This window comes from Fodinibius sediminis, assembly GCF_900182555.1.
In the GTDB taxonomy this organism is placed as follows: Bacteria; Bacteroidota; Rhodothermia; order Balneolales; family Balneolaceae; genus Fodinibius; species Fodinibius sediminis.
Genome location: NZ_FXTH01000005.1, coordinates 209,321 through 228,184 on the forward strand (window position 1 = coordinate 209,321; position 18,864 = coordinate 228,184).

Here is an 18,864-nt window from a genome sequence, read left to right on the forward strand (position 1 = left end):
TTATTGAAAATTAGGCCAATTTGGGATTGGGATTACGAATTTGGGCAAGATACGACGTTCGGGGACGCGTATTAACCTCTTCAAGTAGCAGGTAGTTGCGGTTATTTCTCTTGGTCTGAACAACCTGGCTGTCGGGATCGGTAAGATCGCCGAAATAGATGGCGTCTGCAGGACAGGCTTGCTGACAGGCCGTTTCTACCGAGCCGTCGACGGGCTTTTTACTCTGCCCGTTCGTTGCAATGCTTCGCTGAATCTTGGCGCGATTTACACGCTGCACGCAGTACGTGCATTTTTCCATCACCCCGCGGAAGCGGACGGTTACTTCCGGATTCATGGCCATCTGTACAATCTCCGGATCGTCGCCGCTGGTCAAAAATTCCTTGGTATAATTGAAGAAGTTGAATCGACGGACCTTGTACGGGCAGTTGTTGGCGCAGTAACGGGTTCCGATACAGCGATTGTAGGTCATCTGGTTCATGCCATCATCACTGTGAGTGGTTGCTGCAACCGGGCAGACCTGCTCGCAGGGGGCCAGTTCACAGTGCATGCAGGGCACCGGCTGGTGAAGAGCCTTGGGATCGTTGACATCACCGTCGAAATAGCGGTCATTACGTATCCAGTGCATTTCACGGCCCCGGCTTACCTCGCGCTTCCCGATGACGGGAATATTGTTCTCCGCATTACAGGCCATGGTGCAGACCCCGCAGCCCGTACAGGCATTCAGGTCGATGGTCATACCCCATTGCGGCTCCTCCTCGGGATATTCCTGTTCATCGATGGCATCAAAAATGGATAGCGGGTCGCTGTCACCGGTTGTTTCCTCGGCATAGGCGACGCCCGGCATTTCAGCATCGTATGAAGATTCATAAGTTGAGAAGTCAGGATTCTCTCGGTACTCCTGCAAGGTAGCATAGCGAAGGAGTGAGCGGCCTTCCATGGTGTTGTGGTCCTGGGTACAGGCAATTTCATACATTTTACCTGTCTTCTCCACGGAAATACCGTCTGCAAAATGCATGTTGTTTGTCGTGCGGAGGGGATATGTGTCAACCCCCATCTTATTGGCAACACGTCCAAATCCTTCGCGTCCGTACCCGACGGTGACGGTAATGCTGTCATCGGCATGGCCGGGCTGAACCCAGGCTGGAATTTCAATCGTGGTGCCGTCGACAGTTACGGATAGCACTTCTACTTCCGATTCCCCCAGTCCCGCCGCTTTGATACCAAGTTCGTCAGCAGTTTTCTTGCTCATCAGCGCCACATTGTCCCAGGTAATCTTGGTCATGGGCTTGGGCAACTCCTGAAGCCAGCCGTTATTGGCATAACGACCGTCAAAGACGGTGGAGTCGGCCCGAATGACAAGCTCCAGGCCCTCAGAGGGACTGGCATTGCTGGCAAAGTCAGCCGCAGCCGTATTAAAATCATTTGAAATGCTTACTGAAACAACGGGAAAGGTTTCATTGCCGGCTATCCCATCGTGGAGGGCCTGTTTCCATTCAGACTGAAAGTCGGAGGAATAATAGGCCTGCCAGGTCTGCTGTACGAGCTCATAGCCGTCACTCTGCTGGCCGGTTAGGATGGTATCTAAAAATTCAATTTCACTGATCCCCGAATACAGCGGCTCAATTTGAGGCTGGATGATGGAAGGTGTCCCGGTATAGGAGGAACCATCGCCCCATGCCTCCAGGAAGTGGGCACGGTTGAGGTGCCAGTTCGCCAGTTTCGAGGTTTCATCATAATAATCGGAGAGATGGATAACCTGACCTGCCTGCGAAAGGGCATCGGCAAAATTCAAGTCGGCCGGCGCCGTAAACGCTGGGTTGGTGCCAACCAGAACGACCGTATCAATAGTTCCGTTATTTAGCTCTTCGACCAGGTTGACGAATGCCTCCTGGTCATTTTGATCGCTGAAATGCGGAACTTCATGATAGGTAACGGATTGTCCGGTATTGCCGAGGGCGGTATTGATGGCCGCCACTGTAGCATGCAGTTCCGGCTGGTGATCGCGGCCCACGGTGAGAACCGACTCTCCGCGATTTTCAAGAAGTTCCTCTGCCAGGACGGGAATCCATTCGTGATCAGAAAATCTGTTACTGACACCGCTGAACGCCGAGAGTCCGCTGACAGAATTGGATAACTCGGCAGCAAGGGCATATATAAAGAGGCCGATATCGCCTGATTTGAGGCGCAGGCGGTTATCGGCATTGGATCCGGTCAGTGAGAAGGTGCTTTCAATGGCATAAAAGCGCGACATGCCGTCTTCGGGCGATTCAATATCGCGCCCTTCTGTAAATCGGCGGGTGTTTTCCACGCTGTTCTTGTCCGCAGCCGGGTTTAGGAAGTCATCATCAAAAGCGACAATGACATTGGCCTGGTCAAACTGATTAAAGGTGCGCAAGCGCTGGTCGAACGCAATATTGGCTCCCTCGAGGGCATTGTCTTCCCCGAAAGGCTCATAAGTGACCCACTGAGCATTTGGGAACTGGCTAAGAGCCTCTTCCCGCAGCTTATTAAAGGTGGGGGAAGAGTTCGCTTCCGAGATGAAGGCAACATTCTGTTCGGTGTCAGAAAAATGATTGCTGCAAAATTTGGTAAAAGCACTGACCGAGGAGCGTTCCCCATCCTTTCGTACGTACCGGGAACGATCGGGATCATACATATTCAGTATCGATGCCTGCCCGAAAATGCTGGTATTGCCGCTACTGGCCGGGTGTAAATGATTTCCTTCTATCTTACCCGGACGTCCTTCATGGTTTTCAACGACAATGCCGGTCAAGGCATCCTGAAACGGCATGGCGGAAGCGTAATACAACGGTTTCCCGGGGGTCACCTCTTCCGGCATGTCGGAGTACGGCATGATCTTCTGAACGGGGCGCCGACATGCTGCAAAGCCAGCCAGGGCAATAGAAGCCCCCATCACGCGCAGGAAGCTGCGCCGCGATACCTGGTCGTTGAGTTCAGTAGCATTTTCGGGAAATTCGCGCTCGACGAACTTTTGGTACTCCTCATTTTTTGCAAGTTCGCCCAGGCTTTTCCAGTAATTGGGACTTTTGACTTCTTCGCTCATTCGGTTACGATTGCGTTAATTCAAGTTCGTTCGGTTTTATTATACCTTATTAATAGTGACAGCTTTGACAATTGGTCGGAGGATTGATGTTTTTCTCTGAAACCAACTCAAGCCCCTTTTCGATCTGGTTCTCAATGTCATAGCCCATGGTCGTTACTTCTTCAACAGGGCGTACGAACTGTTCGGGGTTCCGGTGACAATCGAGGCACCAGCTCATGCTGAGAGGTTCAATCTGCTGAACAACATCCATTTTGTCTACGCGTCCGTGGCAGCTTTCACAGCCTACTCCAACGTTTACGTGGGCCGCGTGATTGAAATAAGCATAATCAGGAAGGTTGTGCACCCGGATCCACTCGATAGGCTCTCCGGATTCCCAGCTTTCACGAATTTTTTTAATTTCTTCTGGTTTTTTTGAATCAATCTGAGCATGGCAGTTCATGCATGTTTCGGTGGCAGGGACATTGGCATGCTTCGAATCGAAAGTATTGGTGTGGCAATACTCGCAATCAATATCGAGTTCGCCGGCATGAAACTTATGACTGTACTGAATTGGTTGCTCCGGGGCATAGCCAACATCTGTATACTCCGGGGAAAAATAATACCAGACACCGGCTACGGTTGCGGTTGCAAAAATGATGAGCCCAAGCAATAGTTGGCGCGGAACTTCGTTTGCCCATTTAGGAAAAATCTGAGCCATAGGTCACATGTAATTTAGCGTTGCTTATTTGGCAAATGTTCGTAACAAAAGTTTCGGCATGAAGGTATGGAAAATCCAAGTCTTTTAGAACCCGCAAAAATACCTTCGCCTATATTTAAATCTATTCTAAATAGAGGGACGGGGCGCTTTTGCGCCGTTCCCAAAATAGGGGCTAATATAAAATCAATTTTTCAAAAATGCTTAACCAAAAGGCCGACTTGTTTGCATAACCGCTGTAATATTGACAGGCGACGAACCTGCTCCTGATGCAGGGGGCGCCCACAAAAACTTGTGAAACAGACTCTAATTATAGTGCTATTCTTTGTACCTTGGGTTTTTCGAAAAATTAATCTGACCTCTTGTATTGATGAGTCCCGACGAACCGTTTACGCTTGACCTGTTAAAAGATATCAGCATCTCCAAAGCCATCGGGGTTATACTACTGATAAGTGGCACGGCCCTCGGCTTTTTATTCTGGCTGATCTATTTCAAGGGGGGAGCGGATTACACCTCCGGCCTGGTCACCAGCCTCCCGGCACTGAATGCCCTGCTGAACAGTGCAAGTACCATTCTTTTGCTGTTTGGATATCAGGCTATCAGGCAAAGGAAGTTCAGCCGGCATATGAAGTTTAATCTGACGGCTTTCATAACTTCCACTTTCTTTCTGATCAGTTATGTGATCTATCACTATTTTCATGGCAGCACCCCTTTTACAGGTGAAGGGATTATACGGCCGTTCTATTTTTTTATACTGATCTCTCATATCATCCTTTCCGCCCTGGTTATGCCGTTGATATTGACCAGTTTTTACCTGGCGTTTTCTGGAAAGCTGAAGCTGCACCGAAAGGTTTCCAAAGTTACCCTGCCGGTATGGCTTTATGTGTCGGTGACGGGCGTGATGATCTTCTTTTTGCTCCGGGCATACCAATAGATTCCGGAAGTTTCGGAGGGGAGTACGGCAGTGGTCTTAGGGGCTATACCAAGGCTCTTTTTTGAGCATCCTTCATCATCATACTATGGAAATTCCGTTCTTTATTTCCGGCTTTGGGCGTGCGGAGCCTGTAAGAGCCGTCCGACTGCATTTCCCAGGCCAGGCGGTTGTCTTCAAGGGCCTTTTGAAGGATATAGGCAATACGGTTTTTTAATTCGGGCAGGGTAATGGGGATCAGGGCTTCTACGCGTTCATTGAGGTTCCGATAGCGCCAGTCGCCGCTGCCAATATAGATTTTAGGCTCCCCGTCATTGCCAAAGTAGTAGATCCGGTCGTGCTCCAGGAATCGCCCGATAATGCTGATAAGCCGGATATTGTCGCTGTAGCCGGGCAGCTGTGGACGAATACGGGCATGTCCCCGGACAATCAGATCTATTGTAACACCGGCCCTGGAAGCCTGGTATAGCTTTTGGATAATCTCCACGTCGTCCAGGGCATTCATTTTAGCGATAATACGACCGTTGCCGCCAGAACGGGCAATGGCAATTTCTTTTTCGATGAGGGCATAGAACCCTTTTCGCAAATCGTTTGGAGCAACCAATAGCTTGCGGTACTGCTGGTCGGGAGCATAGCCGGTGAGGTAATGAAAGAGATTGGTGATGTCATAGCCGATGTCAGGATCACTGGTCAGGATGCCGAGGTCTGTGTAAACCTCGGCTGTTTGGATATGGTAATTGCCGGTCCCGATATGACAGTAGGTGGCATACTCATCGCCTTCGCGCCGCACGATGAGGGCAACTTTGGCGTGGGTCTTGAGTCCTACCAGTCCATAGGCTACATGCACACCGGCATTTTCAAGCATTTTTCCCCATTCAATGTTGCTGGCTTCGTCAAATCGCGCTTTGACTTCTACAAGTACGGCTACCTGTTTTCCTTTTTCGGCAGCGCGAATCAGCGCTTTCACAATTGGAGAGTTTTCGGAGGTGCGGTACAGGGTTTGCTTGATGGCCAGTACATCGGGGTCATCAGCTGCTTCCTCGATAAGGCGGCGGACACTGGCGGAGAAAGACTCATAGGGATGATGGACCAGAATATCGCCTTTTCTGATGATATCAAAGATTGTTTGTTCAGCTTCAGTCTCACCCTCATGATGAAGGGGTTCCGGCACTACGGGATTCCACTTTTCGTAGCGAAGCCCGGGCAGATTCTTATCAGCAATGGGATGGAGCCCTGTTAGATCCAGTAACCCCTCCACTTTCACAATATCATTGGACTCCAGTTTCAGCTCATTTTTCAGCAGGTTGAGGACCTCGGAGTCAACGTTTTCTTCAATTTCCATGCGTACGATTTCAGCAAACCGTCGTTCGCGGAGTTCTTCTGAAATTAGGGAGAGCAGGTCTTCGGCTTCTTCTTCATTGCGTCGTAGGTCGGCATTGCGCGTAATGCGAAACATACAGGTGCTTTCAATCTGCATGCCGGGAAAAAGCTTGTGGGCATTCCGGCGGATGATTTCCTCGATAGGGACATACTGAAATGCCGCTTGTGAGCTCTCTACGGGAAACCATCGCTGTTGATTGGATGGTATCTTCAGCCGTGCAAAATTAAAGGCATCCCGTTCTGGCTTTTTGAGCTTGATAGCCAGAGACAGGCTCAGGTTTGAAATAAAGGGAAAAGGATGACCGGGATCCACGGCCAGGGGGGTGAGGGTTGGATATATATGGTCATCAAAATAGTTGTTCAGCTTCTGCTGCTGCTGTTTACTGAGCGTATCATAGGTTGCGACTTTGAGAGAGGCTTCTTTCTCCAATGCCGCCTGCAGGCTGTGGTTCCACACTTCAGATATCTTCTGCTGCATGATGGTAGTCTGTTGCTGAACCAGCTGAAGCTGTCTTACAGGAGTACGGCCGTCCGGGCTCAAGCCATAGACTCCCGCTGCTTCCTGGCGTTTGAGCCCGCCTACTCGTTTTTGGATAAATTCATCGAGGTTACCTGACGCAATGGCAACAAAGCGGACTTTTTCAAGCAGGGGGGTGCGTGGGTCTATAGCCTGGTAGAGAACCCGCCAGTTAAAGTCAAGCCAGCCCAGTTCCTGGTTGAGGTAGAGGGCCGGATGATCGAGCGGGGCGTGGTCCGGAATATCCTGGGCCCGAACGGCATGGGGAAGCATGGACGGTTCCGGAACGTGGGGGTGCCGGCTGTCATTGGTACCGTTATCCTTTATGGTCCAGGCCTGCTCGTCCACATTCCAGAAGATGGATGAATCCTTTAATTTTCTGAAGACTTTTTTAATCGGTTCAGAAAATGTACGGCTTCCCTTGGAATTGAGCTTGATGTATTCGCTGCCAAAGTGGGTTTCAATCCCCGCAACGGCTTCGGAGCGGTTCAGCTTCCTTTTCGTTTTAATTTCATTGATCAGCCAGACAGCAATTTTCTGGGGAGTAGGTTCAGTCACGATGCATCCTTTATATCATTGATGGTTCGACAGATAAATATAGAAGAAAAAAAGAGCAGATGGGCTGCAAAACAGAAAATTAATGCACGCGCAACATGGGAAGGGAATAGCAGATCCCGCAGGGGGCGGGATCCACTGTGAAATTGGTTGGGTGATTCCTTACTCCAGAAAATTTTCTCCGGCCTCGGGAATCCAGACTTCGGTATCGGTGGATTCTTCCGTATGGGCCTTGAACTCGTCGGGGTCGCCGCTCAGAACGGGGAATGTCCCGTAGTGGATCGGCACGGCATAGTCAGCCTGGATAAGGTCGCATGCCATAGCGGCCTCATCAGGTCCCATAGTATAATAGTCGCCCATCGGAACAGCGATAATATCCGGCTCATAGAGTTCGCCATAAAGTTCTAAATCATAGAATATGTTGGTATCACCGAGGTGGTAGAAGGTGAGGTCGTCGTCGAAAGCGATAACCAGTCCGCCGGGCTCGCCGGCATAATCGCCCTGGAAGGAAGAGCTGTGGTTGGCAGAGACCATGGTAACAGAAAAATCATCAAATGAGACTGTTCCTCCCTTGTTGAACTCAACAGCCTGATCTTCGGAGAGTCCGTGTTTGCTGACGAGCAGTCGCGAGAGTTCAACCATGGATGCAACGGTGCAGCCCGTTCGCTCAGCAATGTCGAGGGTGTCACCCACATGATCTTCATGTCCGTGGGTCAATAAGATATAGTCGACGTCCTCCTGCTGCTTGTGATCTTCCGGGGTAGAGGGGTTCTGGGATAGAAAAGGATCAACCAGGATTGTTTTACCGGCCGGACTCACCAGCTTGAAAGCGGAGTGTCCCAGCCAGTATGCTTGAACTGCTGTTTCCATAAAGACTTTTTTTTAAATTAAGAATGCATTCCAATGTAAATCGTATTTAATATTAATAAAAAGTATTTAAAATTTGATAGTTCCATTGCGGCTGTCATTTGGGAATGACGCTACAGGATGGTATTGTTGGATTGGCTGCTGATGGAGAAAGAAGTATTGGAAGGCAGGCAAGGAAGGGGTATTTTAATTTTTGGTTAACGGACCGGCAATAAAAAAGCCATTGGATGAAAAAAACGAGTCTTTCAGGACGCATACGTAAAGATTTTTTTGACATCAGGCGGCATGAGTGGCCCACAGCACTGCTTATGTCCACCTTTTTTTTTATGGTCATTGCCACGTTCTGGATTCTGAAGCCAATGAAGCGGGGACTGCTGGTCGGTTATTATCAGAGCGCTCCTCTCCAGCTGCTGGGAACTACCTTCAGCGGGGCCGAAGTAGAGCAGCTTGCCAAGGTCCTGAACATGATTGTCGTATATGGAGTGGTTGTGCTCTTTACTGTGCTCGCCCGAAAGTTTTCGCGCCAGAATATGAATCTCATTCTGTGTCTATTGTTCAGCGGACTTTTTGTTCTTTTTGCCAATCTGTTGCAAGCCCCTACTGCAGGCACGAGCTGGTCGTTCTATATACTGGGGGATATGTTTAATTCAGCGCTCCTCACTTTTTTCTGGGCTTTTTCAAACGATATTTTTACCTCAGACCAGGCCAAACGGACATACGGTATTGTCGGTCTCGGAGGCATTATCGGGGGGATTGTTGGTTCAACGGTTGTTGCCGGCTTTGTAGGGGAATGGGGTCGTTCTACATTGCTCTACCTCTGCCTTGTTCCCATGGCTGCGATGATAGTGATAGGCTATATTGTTGATGCCCGAGAGGAGGAAACCAACGGTGATGAGGATGACGGCTGTGGTGGAGAAAAAAAATGCAATGCAGTTTTTGAAGGTGCCCGGCTGGTCTTCAATTCCAGATACCTTTTGGCTATTGTCGGGTTGATCGGACTGTATGAGGTTGTTTCCAATATCGTGGATTTTCAGCTTTCTGCAACCATTGCAAGCCAGGTAGCGGGTGATCTGAACAAGGATGTCTATTTTGGTTATGTGGGGCAGGTTACCAGTTTGGTATCTCTGCTGGTTCAGCTGCTGTTAACCAGTTTTATTATGAAACGGTACGGGGTTGGGATTGCATTGCTTTTTTTACCTGTGGCCATTACACTGGGAACGATAGGATTCCTCTTTATTCCCAGCCTTTTGTTTGCAACCATCATGTCTGCCAGTGACAACAGTCTGAACTATTCCATAAACCAGTCGGCCAAAGAAGCCCTGTATACCCCAACCAGCAAGCATGTCAAGTACAAAGCGAAGGCGTTTATTGATATGTTTGTTCAGCGGTCGGCCAAAGTACTGGCTGTAGCTCTGAACCTCACTGTCGCTGCCTTTGTCGGGATTTCCAATGTGCGATGGCTCTCAGTGGTAAGCCTGGTTATCCTGGTATTCTGGATACTCATTGTGCGTTATGCCGGCCTAGAATTTAAAGAACGTGCCTCTAGTGAAGAAATAACTGTCGGCTAACCAGATACTCATGACCCTGATGATCGGAATAAATCTTCCTAAGCTCACGATAAAGGTCTGGGGTGGGATACGGTGAAAAAAGCTATTGCGTATTTTTATGATGTGAGACAGGGTGAATGGAGCTCCGTGGGCTTGATGTTTTTTCTTCACTTCACGCTGATGTTGACCCTGTACCTGCTCAAGCCGGCTCGTGACAGCTTGTTTCTGTCTGAACTGGGTCCCCGTCAGCTCCCTTTTGTGTACCTTCTGCTGGCCGGTGTCGCCATACCTGTCACCCTCTACATCTCCCGGATGGCCCAAAAGTACAATACCAAACAGCTGCTAGAGCTATCCCTCCTGTTCTATATGGGCAATTTGCTGGTTCTCCGGCTGCTATTCAGTCTCCATACGCAATGGGTTTATCTGCTGTTTTATATCTGGGTAGGCATCTTCGGAATCCTTGTCATTTCCCAGTTCTGGTTGTATGCAAATGCTTTATTCGATGCGGCCCAGTCGAAACGCCTGTTTCCTCTTTTGAATTTGGGGGCCATAACGGGAGCTATAGCTGGCAGTGAGGGCGGGAGCCTTCTGGTTTGGCTGGCCGGCTTAACGACCGAGAATCTGCTTTATCTGAGTATCGGAGCACTCGGTATCTGCTGGATTCTGGCCAATAATACCCGGCCGGCTTTTCCGGACAGGGAAAAAGCTACCGGCGAGAACGAGCAGGAGATCGATTCCGGGCGCAAAGTGTTGAAAAGCGTGTTTAAATCACGATACCAGCTGCTTGTAGCGGGCATCATCGGCATGGCGATGCTGGTAAGCACCCTGGTTGACTATCAGTTTAAAACACTGGCTACAGCTTCTTTCCCGGATACGGAAGCACTCACTACTTTTATGGGTAGTTTCTACGGGGGCATGAGTATCGCATCGCTGCTGGTCCAGGTATTGCTTTCCACACAAATTATTAAACGCACGGGGATTGGAGGTGCGGTTTTGTCACGGCCCATCGGACTGCTAGTCGGCGGAATTCTTTTTCTCCTTGAACCTGTCCTGGCTGCGGCTGTACTCTTGCAGGGGGTTGATCGGGCCAGCCGCTATTCAATAGATAAAACCGGGCGAGAGCTGTTGTTCCTTCCGCTGCCTCAGGAAACCAAGCAAAAAACCAAGGTCTTTATTGATACCTTTGTCAACAGGTTTTTCAGGGGGATGGCCGGGGTACTGCTTCTGCTTTTTATCTACGTCATGGAATTAACCCTGCGGCAAATGACCTATGCCGTAATCATTGCGCTCGGCATCTGGATTGTACTGGGATTATGGGCAAGAAAGGCCTATGTAGAGCAGTTTCGGAATTCCCTGCGCAAGCGGTATATGGATATTGACAAGATTACCCTGAACCTGGACGAAAGCGTTGCTTACAGGGCGGTCCGGGAGATGCTGAAAAGCGGAGAAGAAACCCGTATCGTATACGGTCTTGGTTTGCTGGAGGGCAGCCAGCCGGAACGGCTGAGCGAGGAGCTGGGAGAACTGCTGACACACCGCTACAGTGAAATACGACTCAGGGCTCTGAAACTTTTGTCGAAGGTCGAGTCGGACGACATGTCATCTGAGGTCGAGCCCATGCTGCAGGATCCAGAGCCCAGTATACGGCTCGAAGCCGTGTATTACCTGTGCGGACACAGTAAGAAGAATTCAAAAGATGCACTGCGGTACTATCTGGAGAATGAGGATGAGACCCTGAAAGCGGCCGCCCTGGGCTGCATGCATCAGCATGGCATGGATAACGGCTTGAAGACGGAAGAGGAATTCATAGACAAGGTATTATCCGCCAAAGAACAGTATTCCGTTGTGGTACGGGCCCAGATTGCTCAAATGCTTGGTTATCTCCCCAAGACGTCTAAATCACTTGGTTACTTGTCCGAACTTATTCATGATGATGATCCCCTTGTTGTTCGCAAAGCATTGACAAGTATTGAAAGGCTGCAGAGCGATCTTCTTTTGGATGAGCTGTTTGAGCTGTTAAAGCATCCCGACTTCGTAGTAGAAGTACAGCAGGTACTGGCATCCTACGGATCCGGTTATTTTTCACTGTTCAAGGAAAAATTTTGCGAGCAAACAGTTGATTTTGATGTACGGAGAAAAGTCCCGGGTATTTTTACAAAGATCCATACCCAGCAATCTGCGGATGCGCTGTTTGATATGCTGGAACAGCCCAACCCTGCCCTTCGTTATCATGTTATCAAGGCGTTGAATAAGTTGAAAAAGAAGGCTGACGGCCTTGGTTTCAACGAACAGCGCATTCGCGGGGTTCTGAAGGAGGAAGCCTGTGAATATTTTAAATTACTTTCGATTAAAATGGTTCAGCCTGCCGACAGGCCTCAGGCTATTTTACTGACAGCGCTGAAAGAGAAGATGGAGCAGACCAGGGAACGACTGTTTCGCCTGGCGGCACTGTTGCACAACCAGCAGGATATTTATGGTTCCTACCTGGCACTGACGAGCAGCGACAGGGCGGCCCGGGCTGCCTCTATTGAGTTTATGGATAATATTTTAGCACAGGAGGAAAAAAAATATATCTTTCCTGTCATTGACAGTCCCTCCGAACAGAGCATGCTGCAGGCCGGGCGCCGTCTTTTTCACTTGCCTGTTGCTACCTACGAGGAGGGGATGATGGAATTGCTTACCGGGAATGACATCTGGCTTAAGGCATGTGCTATCTACAGCGTGTCTCCATCGTGCCCCCGGCCGCTTCAGGAAGAAGTGCGCCAGTCAATTGCGGCTGATGCTTCTTCCCATCCGCTTATCAGGGAAACAGCTGAATATGTAATTAACCGAAACTGGAAAGCTTAGTTATGGAAACGACCATAGAGAAAGTCATTTATCTCCAGCGAATTGAGATGTTTGCGGATATCCCCACGGAACAGCTTGCTCATGTCGCGGGTATCGCCTGGGGTGTTCGCTTTGATGCCGGTGAGGTCATCTATTCCGAAGGTGATCCGTCGGATGCTCTTTATCTGCTCGTTGACGGGGATATAAAAGTAACGCGAGAAGGAAAGGTGACACGTAAAATTGAGGTCGGGGAAGCATTCGGGATCTGGGGTTTTTTTGACCGCAACCCCAGATTGTTTACAAGCGAGGTGCTCAAAGAGAGTTATCTGCTAAAGATACAAAGCGATGACTTCTACGACCTGATTGAGGACCGGGTGCGTCTGAGCAGGGGGCTGATTAAATATCTGGTTGGTAAAATACGTCAGCTGATCGAAGAAACAGATATCCTCATATAGGATGGAACGCTCTGGTCAAATCTATTGTCACTAATTAATTATAGAAATGACCCCAACCGTATCGTTTATGATGAATGACAGAAATGCATTAACCATGGGCAGGAGCTTATTTCTTGCAGCTGTTCTCATGATGCTGCAGGCCTGCAATGCCTCCCGGCCGTTCTATAAGTCGCCTGTTGAGGATTACCGGGCAGCTCCCGAAAAAGATGTTGAGTACTCGCTGTTCCTGATCGGTGACGTGGGGGAACCCGAGCAGCCGAGAGCTGCGGATGTGCTGCAGACCCTGCAATATCAGCTGCTGCAGGCAAGCGACAGCAGCTCGGTTGTCTTTCTAGGGGATAATATCTACCCGGATGGGCTGCCCCCGGACCCCCGGCATAAGGAACGTATCTCCTCTGAAAATAAACTGAAACCGGCTCTGGATATATTGAATAATTACCGGGGACAGGCCTATTTTTTGCCGGGCAATCATGATTGGTGGGGCTACGGCATTGAAGGGCTGCGCGCCCAGGAAGATTTTGTTGAGAACTTTGGCTCTGCAAGGGTTGAATTTACTCCAGATGAGGGGTGTCCCGGACCAAGTGGGTTCACGCTGGGCAAGAACTGGTACATGGTTGTTTTAGACTCGGAATGGTGGATCAACCAGAGTTTAGAACTGGGACCTGCTGCAGATAGCTGCGGGCAGCAGAGCCGGGCCGAAGTCATTGACCAGACGGCCACCCTGATTGATGCCAATGCTGACAAACACATCCTGGTTGCTTTTCACCATCCTCTGTACAGCAATGGCAGCCACGGGGGCTTTTATCCGTTGCGTGATCACCTTTTCCCCCTGACGAATGTTGTTGATAATCTCTATGTACCGCTTCCGATTGTGGGATCACTTTATCCGCTCAGTCGCAAGCTGGGCCTGTCGCGCCAGGATATTCCCAACAGGCAGTACCAGGCGTTTAAGCAGGAAATTTTGGAAGCCGCCGAAGATGTCGAAAATGTATTTTTTGCCAGTGGACATGATCATCAGCTGGCTTTTTACATCAAGGACAAGCCAACGGCGGACAAGGAAGGACAGGATTTTTTTATCCTGAGCGGCTCGGGAAGCAAGAATTCTTATGCGCGGGGACGAAATGGGGCTGAGTTCGTCTATTCCCGCCGCGGTTTTGCCAAGCTCCTTACGTACAAGGACGGATCCGTGGCCGTAGAATTCTGGGTGCCCGAAGAAAACAATCAGGAAGGACGATTGGTTTACAGAAAAGAACTCATTGAACCCCAGCGAGGTACCGACTTCCCGGCTGGTCCTTCGGGAGCACAGCCTGACTCTGAAAGTCAGATGGATTCTACTGTGACCATTGCCGCAGGGCCACTTTACGAGGCTGGGGATGCCAAGCGTTTTATTTGGGGCGACCACTATCGGGATGCATGGACTACGCCTGTCGAGGTACCAGTCCTCAACTTTCAAACTGAAAAGGGGGGACTGGAAGTCTTGGCCAGGACGGGAGGGGTACAGACAGTTACCATCATTGCTGAAGATCCGACGGGCCGCAGGTATGTCATGCGGTCGGTACAGAAGGATCCGAAACGATCATTGCCGGAAATTCTACAGGAAACCTTTATTACAGACATTGCACAGGATCAGACCTCGGCTACACATCCCTACGGCAGCATGGTGGCATCATCACTGGCCTCCGCTGCGGGAGTCTACCACACTACCCCGGAGTTGAGGTATATCCCCGGCCACACCGGGTTTGACATTGAGGCGGGCGACAGGAACGGAACCCTCGTCACCGTGGAGGAATTTGTGAGTAAGGAATGGTTTAACCAAACCTATGGCAGGAATGCCGTGGACATGGTGGGCTCCCACGAACTCTGGGGGAGGCTGCGGGCAGGAAGTTCAGCTACCATTGATGAGCGGCAGCTGGTGCGTTCCCGTATTTTTGATATGTTCATCGGCGACTGGGATCGTCATGAAAAACAGTGGTTTTGGGCAGAAACAACCACCGATTCGACAGCTGCATACCAGCCGATCCCCATTGACCGTGATAATGCATTTTATAAAAGTGACGGGGTTATCCTGGGACTGGCCCGGTTGTGGGCCTTCCCCAAGTTTCAATATTTTGGCGAGGACATACAAAATATCAAAGGCATCAATCTGAATGCCCAGTATTTTGACCGCTGGTTCATCAACAAGCTGGACCGACAGGAGTGGATCGGTATTGCCCGACAGATGCAGGAAGCACTCACAGATTCGGTGATAACACAGTCGGTTGAGCAGTGGCCCGATCCTATTGCTGAGCTCAATGGTCCGACCTTTGTAAGAAAACTCAAGGCACGAAGAGACAAGCTTACCGACTTTGCACGACGGTATTATGACCTGCTCATCCGGCAGATAAATGTCTTTGGCAGTGATGAACCAGAAGAGTTCATGGTTGAACATCTGCCGCAGGGAGAAACCCTCGTAAGCCTGTATCGACAAGAGGAGGGTAAGTCACGGCAGTTAGTATATTATCGAAAAATAAAAGCAGCGGAAACCAGCGAGGTGCGACTGTATGGATTTGGCGGAGAGGATCGTTTTGAGGTAAGCGGACAAGGGGGGCAGGTGAAGGTCCGGATCATTGGAGGCGATGGAAAGGATGTCATTGCAGACAGCTCGGAGCCGGCAGGATCGGCTAAGCGAACCTGGGTATATGATACAAAAGCGGGCAGTCTGATTGAAACAGAGAAGTCGGTCAAGAATAAAACCTCCTCAACACCGCGGGTGAACCGGTATGACAAGCGGGGGTTTCAGTACAATTTTACTGGTCCTTTGTTCACAACGGGCTACAATGACAATGACGGGCTCTTCCTGGGGGGCGGCGTGCTCATAAGAAGGCAGGGGTTTCGAAAAAAACCCTTTGCCTCGCGACATCGTATCCGGGCGAAGACAGCCATGCGAACAACCGCTTTCAGCGTAAGCTATGATGGTATCTTCACAGATGTCGTGGGGCCCTACAATATTGAAATCGATGCCGAGGTACTGGCCCCCAATTATTCAGCCAATTATTTTGGGCAGGGCAATGAGACGGAAAAAGAGAGCGACAACGATACGTTCTACGGCTACCGGATGGATACCATTGATTTCGGAATTGGTCTTTCCAACGAAATTGTCGAGCTATTGACAATTCGTACAGCATTCGGATTAGAATATTACCGGCCTTTTGAGATGGAAACCCGATTTGTGGCTTCCGAGGACGCAGGACTGGCCAATTCCGTTTTTAATGCACACTATCTTGCTACGGTTGGTGCCGGTTTTACCATCAACACGGTGGATAGCGAAATCTTTCCCAGATACGGAATGGTATTGGATTTCAGCTATGACTGGAAGATCGGGTTGAACGATCGCAGCGACACTTATGGGCGCATCAGCTCGGAAGGCACCATCTATTATACCTTCGAAGAAATTACTACAACCCTCGCCTCACGGATTGGTTTTTCTACCAATATCGGCAGCTATCAGTTTTTCGAGGCCAATACGCTGGGGGGACAATCATTTTCAGGCGAAACCAACAATCTGCGGGGTTTTCTGCGGGACCGCTTTTCGGGGCGCTCAGCGATTTTTCATAATACCGAACTCCGGACTAAGCTGCTGAATATCCAGTCGTATGTTCTGCCTGCGACCATGGGTATTTTAGCTTATGTAGATGAAGGGCGGGTATGGTTCAATGATGAACATTCAAGGAAATGGCATGTCAATTATGGTGGAGGGCTCTGGATTAGTCCCCTGAACAGAATAGTATTAACGGGTGGACTTGCTTTTTCCAAAGAGGAAACCCTGCTGACCCTGACACTCGGCTTCCCGTTTTAGCGATTTTCGCATAGTCCCGTTGTGGATGTTACTGTTTCATCACATCTGGGAGGGTTTCCCGTGGCGCTGAGAACAATTCCGAAAAAAACAGGACCACTACTTGAATGAAAGTATCGAGATCAGTATTTATGGATTCAGGGACCCGCACCAAGAACCGTTGAAAGGGGAAAAGTTGCCTTGATATTCCTTGGTGGCATTCTGGCCCGAAAGATCTAACACCTTCGGCCAGAAAGTTTAAAATATCCTAAATATTTGAACCGTTGAAGCGATGATTATGTTAGATCGAAATGAAATTCAAAGGTGCGAGTCTGAGAAACTGTTTGCAGGTCATCGTCTTATCGTCGGCAATGCTGGTACAGCGTCCTGATATTTTTGTCGTCTCTCTGATAGCTTATCTTAATAAATTAATCCCAAACTATAACTGAGGATCACTTATGGCAGAACGAATTAAACTGCATCCCAAGACACCCCATGTAAAACGTCTTTTTGAAATTGCAGATATGATAAAGGAGGGAGCGGTGGTGCTGTTTCCGACGGATAGCCAGTACGCGATAGGCTGTGATTACAAAAATAAAAAGGGCATTGAACAAATACGAAAAATACGGAAATTGGGGAAGGATGACCACTTGACGATTTTGTGCGATTCTCTTTCAGGTATTTCCCAGTTTGCCCATATCTCGGATCATAATTTTAAACTCATCAAGCGCCTGATTCCAGGGCCCTACACCTTTATTCTGCCGGCAACCAAGGAGGTACCCAAGCTGTTGGTGCATCCCAAGAAAAAAACGGTGGGAATACGCGTACCCGACTATCCTATTGCCGCAGGATTGGTCCGGGAGGTGGGGAACCCTCTGCTTGCCATCACTGCCAAGAAGCCTGAAATGGATAAGCATGCACTTGATACTTATGAACGGGAACCTTTTTTAAGAGAATTTGAAAAATTGGTGGATGTTATTATTGATAACCAGCAGGAATTGCCCTCGCGGGAAACCTCTATTCTGGATATGACTGATGATAACACAAAGCTTCTGCGCAGGGGATTGGGAATGGATTCCCTTGAGGAAGTGTTTCGCATGCAGCGGGAACCATTGGAAACCACAAGCTAAGATTATGAAAGTAGCGATTAATACCGGCGGCGGCGATGCCCCTGGATTGAATGCGGCTATACGTGCTGCAACGCTGGCAGCTCTGAAGCGCGGATGGGAAGTCCTGGGTATTAAAAATGGCTATGGTTCTATCTATACCGATGAGCCGTTCATCAAACTGGATGCACGGGCTGTTCAGGGAATTACCCTGCAGGGAGGGACTATTCTCGGAACGGCGAATCGGGGAAATCCTTTTGAGATGCCCTGTAAAAAAGACGATGGAAGCTGGGGGACCAAAGATGTTTCGGATCACCTGGTCCAAACGTTTGAGGAACACGGCATCGATGCCCTTATTGCGATCGGTGGAGATGGGTCAATGAATATTGCCAGCCGGCTTATCAAGAAGGGCATTAACATTGTAGGCGTACCCAAAACAATTGACAACGATATTTACGGATGTGATATAACACTGGGCTTTGATACGGCTATTGATATTGCCACCGAGGCCATCGATCGCATCACTACCACAGCGGAGTCGCACCAGCGGCTGATGGTGGTTGAGGTGATGGGGCGGTATGCCGGCTGGATTGCCTTATACGCGGGTATCGCTTCTTCCGCCGATGTAGTCCTTATCCCGGAGATTCCGTTCAGTTATGAATCGATTGTCGAAAAAATAAAGGAGCGGGAATCAAGAGGGCGCCACTATACCATGATTGTGGTAGCTGAAGGTGCCAAAGAGCAGGATGGCGAGTTGGTGACCAAAGGGAAGGCTGTGGGACAGGAGGTGCAGCTGGGAGGCATCGCCGAGCGTGTTGCTGATGAGCTGAGTGAGCGAACGGGCAAGGAATCCCGTTCCGTTGTGCTGGGCCACTTGCAGCGGGGCGGATCTCCTTCGACCTACGACCGGCTGATCTCGCTGCGTTTTGGTGCTGCGGCTGTCCGCTGTATCCAGGAGCGCGACTTCAACAAACTGGTGGTACTGCAGGATAACAAGCTGAAGCGCATTCCGATCACCAGTATTGCCAACAAGATGAAATCGGTTTCGCTGGACAGTGATACCGTACAAACTGCAAGAGACATAGGTATTTGCCTGGGTGACTAAATGGGA

At 49.6% G+C, this 18,864-nt stretch carries 11 protein-coding genes; 7 read left to right on the top strand and 4 right to left on the bottom strand.

All coding sequences use genetic code 11. From position 1 onward, the window contains the following. Positions 1-10: 10 nt before the first annotated feature. Positions 11-3,064, bottom strand: coding sequence for a TAT-variant-translocated molybdopterin oxidoreductase (locus FN808_RS07365; RefSeq protein WP_142713914.1), 3,054 nt, complete (start codon positions 3,062-3,064; stop codon positions 11-13). Positions 3,065-3,113: 49 nt separating this feature from the next. After that, the gene (locus FN808_RS07370) at positions 3,114-3,761 is read right to left on the bottom strand and encodes a cytochrome c3 family protein (RefSeq protein ID WP_142713915.1); all 648 of its coding nucleotides are present in this window, start codon (positions 3,759-3,761) and stop codon (positions 3,114-3,116) included. A gap of 367 nt (positions 3,762-4,128) precedes the next feature. Here FN808_RS07370 and FN808_RS07375 point away from each other — a divergent pair, with 367 nt between their 5' ends. Next, entirely contained in the window at positions 4,129-4,692 is a 564-nt protein-coding gene (locus FN808_RS07375) for a DUF420 domain-containing protein (RefSeq protein ID WP_142713916.1), read from the top strand. A gap of 43 nt (positions 4,693-4,735) precedes the next feature. Here the strand turns inward: FN808_RS07375 and ppk1 are convergent, their stop codons facing one another. Together ppk1 and FN808_RS07385 are read right to left on the bottom strand one after the other, a co-directional pair. Continuing rightward, positions 4,736-7,144 carry a polyphosphate kinase 1 gene (gene ppk1 / locus FN808_RS07380; protein ID WP_221929959.1) on the bottom strand — a complete coding sequence of 803 codons (2,409 nt, stop codon included), beginning with the start codon at positions 7,142-7,144 and terminating at the stop codon, positions 4,736-4,738. 159 nt (positions 7,145-7,303) lie between these two features. Then, positions 7,304-8,011 (bottom strand): metal-dependent hydrolase, encoded by a 708-nt coding sequence (locus FN808_RS07385; protein WP_142713917.1) that lies wholly within the window; start codon positions 8,009-8,011, stop codon positions 7,304-7,306. 224 nt (positions 8,012-8,235) lie between these two features. Here FN808_RS07385 and FN808_RS07390 point away from each other — a divergent pair, with 224 nt between their 5' ends. From FN808_RS07390 to FN808_RS07415, 6 genes are all read left to right on the top strand, one after another. Further along, positions 8,236-9,576, top strand: coding sequence for an NTP/NDP exchange transporter (locus FN808_RS07390; RefSeq protein WP_142713918.1), 1,341 nt, complete (start codon positions 8,236-8,238; stop codon positions 9,574-9,576). A gap of 72 nt (positions 9,577-9,648) precedes the next feature. Next, the gene (locus tag FN808_RS07395) at positions 9,649-12,402 is read left to right on the top strand and encodes an Npt1/Npt2 family nucleotide transporter (RefSeq protein ID WP_142713919.1); all 2,754 of its coding nucleotides are present in this window, start codon (positions 9,649-9,651) and stop codon (positions 12,400-12,402) included. A 2-nt stretch (positions 12,403-12,404) separates the two neighbouring features. Further along, positions 12,405-12,836: a Crp/Fnr family transcriptional regulator gene (locus FN808_RS07400; protein WP_142713920.1), complete on the top strand. Its 432-nt coding sequence runs from the start codon at positions 12,405-12,407 to the stop codon at positions 12,834-12,836. Positions 12,837-12,903: 67 nt separating this feature from the next. After that, positions 12,904-16,671, top strand: a complete 3,768-nt coding sequence (locus tag FN808_RS07405) for a BamA/TamA family outer membrane protein (RefSeq protein WP_185958296.1) — start codon at positions 12,904-12,906, stop codon at positions 16,669-16,671. Positions 16,672-17,105: 434 nt separating this feature from the next. Continuing rightward, positions 17,106-17,777, top strand: a complete 672-nt coding sequence (locus tag FN808_RS07410; RefSeq protein WP_142713922.1) for an L-threonylcarbamoyladenylate synthase — start codon at positions 17,106-17,108, stop codon at positions 17,775-17,777. A 4-nt stretch (positions 17,778-17,781) separates the two neighbouring features. Further along, entirely contained in the window at positions 17,782-18,858 is a 1,077-nt protein-coding gene (locus FN808_RS07415) for a 6-phosphofructokinase (protein ID WP_142713923.1), read from the top strand. Positions 18,859-18,864 lie beyond the last annotated feature (6 nt).